Source organism: Acidovorax cavernicola (assembly GCF_003581445.1).
In genome coordinates, this window is record NZ_QXMN01000095.1 from 1 (window position 1) to 4,181 (window position 4,181).

Below are 4,181 nucleotides of genomic sequence, written 5' to 3' on the forward strand. Positions count from 1 at the left end.
CCCGGAAGGGGAGGGAGAAAGAGGGACGCGCGGCGCGTGTCATGGCTTCTCCGAAGCCGGCCCGACCGACGCGACCAATGGCGATGACGCCAGCACCGACAGCCCCCCCACCGGATCGTCCACCCGCAGACGCCAGACGCCGTTGGCCCCCGGCCCGCCGACCACTTCCGCCGACATCGTGCGCAGCAGCCGATCCGCTTCATCGATGCGCACGCCGTCCTTCCAGCGCACGACCAGGTTGGCTTGCACCACAACGGGCGCCGTGGGCACTGAGCGAAAGCGCACTTCGTCGTCTTCGGTGGCGCCGCGCCCGCCGATGAGCCCCACGTTCTGGATCACCGCGAACAACGCCACCGCCGCGAAGGCCGGGCGCGCCCAGCCTTCCGCGCCGAACCAGCGGCGGATGCTGCCCCACCAGCCGTCCTCGGGCCGCGGCTGCGGTCGGGCGGGCGAAGGCGCGGGGGTGGGAGCGGGCGAGTCCTGCGGTGGCGCGAGCGCACGACCGAGTTGCAGACCCGCGTCGCGGTACAGCGTCTGGTAGTCGGTGCGCGGGTCTTGCGGGCCCAGCGGCGTGCCCGACAGCACCGAGAACGCACCGCCCACATCACGCAATGCAATGCGCCCCGGCGCCGGCGCAATGTCGGACGCCGCGCGCGCAGCCCACTCGTCGTGCACCGCGCGGATCGCGGCGAGCCGCGTGGCCGACACCTCGCCGAGCACACGCGCGGCCAGCTGCGGGCTGGGCTCGAGCGTGAGCACGTTCCACGCCTGGATCACGCCGAACATCGGCTCGAAAGGCTCGTCGTCGGGCTCCAGCAGCACGTCGAAGTCCGAGGCCCAGTCGGGCTCGCCCGCGGCCATCCAGCCCTGCCAGAGGTCGCCGTGGATGCAGCGGTCGAGCAGCACGCCGAGCAGGCGCCCGTCGTGCACCACGCTCACGAGGCGGCCCGGCGCCCAGCGCGCGGTGAAGGCGCGCCGGGCGACAGCCTCGCGGCGCCGGGCCAATTCGGTCAGGGGCAGCAGCAGGTCCGGCGCGGCGGGCGCATTTGCACTGGCGCCGACGCCGCTGTGCGGCATTGCCACGGGGGCGACGCCCGGTGGCGCGTCTTCCGCCGGCGCGCCGGTTTCGAACGCATGGCGGATCACGCTGAGCGGGGGCCAGAGGTCGGTGGTCATGGCGTCTGTTCCTGAATGGCTATGTCTTCAGACATAAGACGCTTCAGCCCCGAGGATTTTGAAAACCTGCAGGATCGCCGCCATGTTGTCGGCCGCGATCGCGATGCCCAGGGTCTGGCCGATCCAGCTGCCGATGCGGGTCTGCGCATAGCCGGCGCCCAGCCCGTCGCGCTTGTGCACGAGGCCCAGCCGGCCGGCGCGGTAGTGGTACGAGGCAATGGCATGGCGCGAGGCCACACCTGACAGCCCGCCCTCGGCCTCCTGCCCGAAGCCCTCGCACAGCAGGATGCGCTCGGGCTCGGGCAGCCCGGCAATGAAGGCACGCGCCGACATCTGCACCGCCTGCGCGCTGAGGCCGTGCTCGGCCAGGCAACCGTCGAGGTCTTCGCCGGGGCCGAGTTCGTCCTCGAGCTGGGCTTCGGTGATCTGGTCGCCGATGGAGACCTTGCGGCGAAACGCGCTGGCGCGCGTGCAGTCGATGAGGTAGCGGCGGAAGTACGCGCACAGCGCGAAGGCGGTGGAAGGCGCGCTGTGGCCCGCGCGCTCTTCGGACTCGTCGGGATCGGCATCGAGCCGCAGCACCTTCACGTAGATGAACTGCGCCACCAGCTCCTGACGCCCTTCGCCCAGTACCTGCAGCTCGGGTGGGTTGCAGGCCACGAGCGCATCGCCCACGATGCGGTACATGGTGCCCATGTCGTCAGAGGACAGCGTCTGCCGGCGCCGCCAGAGGCGGACGAGTTCAGAGCTTTCCGCTGACGAAAGGGTTTCCTGCATGAAGGGCCAAGGGGTTCGAAAGAAGTGAGGTCAGTCGTCGACGCAGACACCTTCGGTAGGAACGAGGCACTGCGGGAGATTGGCGCCGACCGGTCCACCGCGCGTGCGGATCGCACCCGACACCGCCGCCTGCGCCACGGCGAGGCCGCGCGGCAGAAGAATCCACAGCTGCCCACGCTCCTTCATGCGGCGCGCGTTGGTGGCGGCCTGCTGGCCGTTGCCGAAGAAATAGTCGGCGCGCACCGCGCCACGGATCGCACCGCCGGTGTCCTGCGCGATGGTCAGGCGCTGCATGGGCGCGCCGCTGCCGGGCGTGCGTGTCGACACGAACACCGGATAGCCCAGCGGCGTGCTGCGCGGATCGACCGCGATCGAGCGGCCGGCCGACAGCGGCACGCCGAAGGCGCCCACCGGTCCGCCCGCGGGCGAGGTCGATTCCTTGAAGAACACGTAGCTCGGGTCCTTGATGCCCGAGCCGGCCACCGCGCCGGCCGTGCGACGCCCCGGCACCACCACCGCGCCGCTGGCCGTGGGCCGCGCCAGCGTGAAGCCACGCGTGCGGATCACGCTGCTGTCGATGGCGCCCGTGTCTTCGTCGTCGCCGTCGTCCAGCGTCAGCTCGAGCGAGCCGCCGCGCACCTTGACCGCGCTGCGCGGCTTGCCGTTGGCAGCCTGCGCGATGGTCGGGCGGAAGGGCTGGCCGTTCTGCTCGGCATACGCCACGCGCACGATCTCGCCACTGGGCAGCTTGATGCGGCCCGAGCCCTGGATCTGCATCTCGTACAGCGCCGTGGCGCTGCTCACGAAAGCCAGCACCTTGGCGTTGGGCGCGCCCTTGGTCTCGATCTCTTCGCGCGTGTAGTACGGCAGCAGGCGCTTGCCGTCGATGCGCAGGCGCACCTTGCGGTCGAGCGTGTCGCGGGTGATGGCGGAAAGGTCGAGCGCGTAGAGGCCCGGCGCGCCCATGTCGCGCGTGCTCAGGCCGGTCTGCACGACCACGTTGCGGCCCTCGACCTTCGCGGCCACCGTGCCGCTGCCGGCCGGAAGCTTGCGCGCATCGACGAACAGCATGTCCTCGGGCTGGCCGTAGACCGGGTAGATGAACGGCGCGGCGTAGGTGCGGCTGCCCGCGATCTCGGGCTCGAAGTAGCCGGTGACCACGCCGTCGGGCTTGCGGTCGTCGTCGCGGATCTGATAGGCCGAGAACTCGCTCTCGAAGAAGCCGCGGATCGCCTGCGTGCTCTTGCCGTCGACCTTCAGCGCGCGGTCGCACACCTCTTTCCACTCGACGCCGCGGCCGTTGAGCACCTTGCAGCTGCCCAGAAACGCCGGCCAGCTTTCCGAGAAGTCGTCGCGCGCCCAGCCGGGCACGGCGTCGAAGCCGACGGAGGTGTAGGTGGCGAGCTGGGTCGAGAAGGTGCGCGCCTGCCCGGCCACGCTGCCGCCCGTGGGGCGGGCCGGTGCGGCCGGTGCAGCAGGTGCGGCGCTGGGGGCGCTCGTATCGGTTGACGGCGCGGGCGGCGGCATGCCGGTGCAGGCGGCCAGCAGCACGAGGGCCGCTGCGGCAGACGTGCGGCAGGCGGTGCGAGCGAAGTGCAGAGACGGTGGCGATGACGGTGACGTGTGCATGAAAGTCTCCTGGTCATGGAAAGGGGGCCGCAGGCGGCCGACGCTCTACAGACGATTACTTCTCGACGATTTTGAAATTCGCGACGCCATAGACGTCGTTGCAGCTGGCCGCGCCCCCCGGGCAGACCGGCTTGCCCAAGAGCGGCGACGGCCCGGTGCCGCGCGTGGCTTCGAGCGCGGAGAGCACCGGCAGCGGGAACTGCGGGAACACGCCTTCGTTCTGCACGCCGGAGGCGCTGAAGTCGCGCTCGTGCTCGCTCACGAGCACCGCGAACTGGTTGGTGCCCGCCGGCCCGCCGGCATCCATCGGCCAGGAGGCGCGCGGCAGTGCGAGCGCTGCGTTGGCGGTGATCTTGTTGTACTTGTCGAGCAGGTTCGGGAACAGCAGGAACATCTCGCCGCCGCTGGACAGCAGGAACACGTAGACAAAGCCGTCCCGCTTGCTGCGCACCTCGAAGGCCAGCTTGTCCTTGCCGATGGCGACCTCGCCCTTCTTCGGCGCGGCCGTGACATCGAAGCCCGGCGCGGCGCCCGCCGCGAGCGATTGCAGCGATTCGACCGGCGTACGCGGTTTCGGGTGCGGCGGCGGAGGGGGAGGC

General features: G+C 70.9%; 4 protein-coding genes. All 4 read right to left on the reverse strand.

Annotated elements, in window-relative coordinates:
- Positions 1-39 precede the first annotated feature (39 nt).
- Positions 40-1,176, reverse strand: a complete 1,137-nt coding sequence (locus D3H34_RS30890; protein ID WP_119558656.1) for a hypothetical protein — start codon at positions 1,174-1,176, stop codon at positions 40-42.
- 27 nt (positions 1,177-1,203) lie between these two features.
- Positions 1,204-1,872 carry a hypothetical protein gene (locus D3H34_RS30895; protein ID WP_286186482.1) on the reverse strand — a complete coding sequence of 223 codons (669 nt, stop codon included), beginning with the start codon at positions 1,870-1,872 and terminating at the stop codon, positions 1,204-1,206.
- A gap of 111 nt (positions 1,873-1,983) precedes the next feature.
- Positions 1,984-3,582 (reverse strand): murein transglycosylase A, encoded by a 1,599-nt coding sequence (mltA, locus tag D3H34_RS30900; protein ID WP_119558658.1) that lies wholly within the window; start codon positions 3,580-3,582, stop codon positions 1,984-1,986.
- A gap of 55 nt (positions 3,583-3,637) precedes the next feature.
- A partial coding sequence (locus tag D3H34_RS30905; protein WP_147400532.1) for a DUF4384 domain-containing protein occupies positions 3,638-4,181 on the reverse strand: 544 nt, incomplete at its 5' end.

Bases quoted from the DNA above. Each gene is read 5' to 3' on its own strand.
- D3H34_RS30890 (WP_119558656.1), bottom strand. From the start codon at position 1,176: ATGACCACCGACCTCTGGCCCCCGCTCAGCGTGATCCGCCATGCGTTC.
- D3H34_RS30895 (WP_286186482.1), bottom strand. From the start codon at position 1,872: ATGGGCACCATGTACCGCATCGTGGGCGATGCGCTCGTGGCCTGCAAC.
- mltA (WP_119558658.1), bottom strand. From the start codon at position 3,582: ATGCACACGTCACCGTCATCGCCACCGTCTCTGCACTTCGCTCGCACC.